Raw genomic sequence first — 1,929 nt, 5'->3', positions numbered from 1 at the left:
ACTTAGCGCCGCGAAGATGAAGTTTAGCGCCGCGAAATTGGCATTTGCACTCACAAGAAGATTCCAGAATTTGCCAAAAATAGAAGGAGTAGGGTTTTTAAGTGTTTCGCGCCGCGAACGCCTACTTGGCGAACGCGAAATGTCTTCCGAGCCTTCTTTTAAATACTGTTCTCAGCCTTCAGTTCCAGAGGATTCAGATAGAGTTCCACATTATTTTCATATCAGTGGAGAATAGAGATACCAGTTTGCTAGTAGTTTGGAGGGAGAATCAAGTGTGGAGAGAGGAGACGCTGCGCCAATACGGATACCCGATTAATCATCTGTAGCTGTATGGTCGGTAGAATGTCTGTCTTTTTCTATACTTGTTCTGTTTTCCTAGCTATGAGTAGTGAGTAGTTTTCTATGTAGTACTTATCGTGGTAGATGAACCATGTGGATTTGATTTTATGGTTTTAATGATTATTGATTTACTTTGGTTAATTGAATGTGATTTTATGATTCCAATCTGATTCCTGCTATTTCGTGTGTTTGAACTCGTTGGTTGGGTTTGCTTTTGGACCAAAGAAGTAGACTCCATTGGGTTAATCAACCTCTCTTGACTTAATATTCGATTCCATCGGAGAATTAGGTTAAGTGGTTTCTTGGACCGAGAGAGACTAGACTGTAAAACACCGGGTAGTTGAGATAGGATTGGGTGACTGGTATTTAGGTTGTCTGACAATCAGCCTAGGTATTGGGACTAGGAGGACCATTCTAGTTGACAGTCATATTATCTGCATGTTAGGGTGTCCCAGACTTAAATCCTTACAATAGCCAAGTCAATCATACTTTTATGCAACTTAATTATCCACTTGGGGATTCGCTATACCATGATAAGTGCTACTGTTTTCCTTACTATTGTTTAATCAGTTTTTATTCTGCTTTCTAGTTGTTAATTTAGTTTTCAAATCATTTTCTCAAAAACCCCCCATAGCCTTTAGATTAATTAAACTGATAGGATTATTAGCCTTTTACTTGACCGTTCCCAGTGGTAGATACGATACCTGGACTTTCCTACGCTATATTGCTATCGATCAGGTACGCTTGCCTGTGAATGTGATAATAGGTGGTTAGGCATTAGAGGTTAAAACTTGTTACGCTTTTTATAGTTAATATTTACCGCATCAAGTTTTTGGCGCCGTTGCCGGGGAACGGTAGTATTTAGACTTTTAATCTTTGTTAGTTTTGTTAATCGATCCTTGTGAGGGATTATATCCCTTGCAAGTTTTTGCTTTTTAGTTTTTCTTTATTTATTATAATTATCTCTTTGTTTCCCGCAAGTTGCCCGTAACCGTTTGTTGTGGTTTCAGTCACGGCAAATTTGTTAGAGCCATTTGAGGAACCGGAGAGGGAATTCAGAAAAAGAAACAAAAAGACGAGAGCCAACAAAGTTCGCCCGAGAGCTTTGATTTTTGAGATGGGAGAAGAAGCACCGATGTGGACCGCCAGGAGGGCCGCTCCAACTGTTCCCACCAATCCGATCACGAAGCCGAATCTAGACAAGGAAATCCCGGGGAAGCTCCTTCACATGATCAAGGACCTTACCTTCGACGGGAAAAACGATAGCAATCCTATCGTGCATATGGAGAACTTCGTGGATATCTGTGATCTGTTCAAAACCGAGGAAGGCCGAGATGATGCGATTCGTCTCCGAGTCTTTCCTCTCACACTCGCCGGAGAAGCTAGAGCTTGGCTGCGTTCGTTAGAGCCAAGTTCAATCACTACTTGGGAAGGACTTCGTTCCAATTTCCTTTCCCGATTCTTTCCACCATCTAAGATCGACAAGTTGAAAGCCGATATCCGATCCTTCCAACAAGATGACGGGGAGACCATATCCGAAGCATGGGAGCGTTTCAAACACCTTCTAAATTCGTGCCCGAGTCACGGATT

2 protein-coding genes are annotated in these 1,929 nt (G+C 41.8%); both read left to right on the top strand.

Annotated elements, in window-relative coordinates; translation table 11 throughout:
- The coding region (locus tag VFA52_02725; GenBank protein HZS43108.1) for a hypothetical protein at nt 1-235 on the top strand (235 nt) is incomplete at its 5' end.
- 1,125 nt (nt 236-1,360) lie between these two features.
- On the top strand, nt 1,361-1,929 hold a 569-nt coding region (locus VFA52_02720; protein HZS43107.1), incomplete at its 3' end, for a retrotransposon gag family protein.

The organism is Candidatus Paceibacterota bacterium (assembly GCA_035652395.1).
Taxonomy (GTDB): Bacteria; Patescibacteriota; Minisyncoccia; order Phycocordibacterales; family CAJBRS01; genus JADGRH01.
Note: the sequence above shows the minus strand (reverse complement) of the source record. Positions and strands in the feature narration are given on the sequence as shown.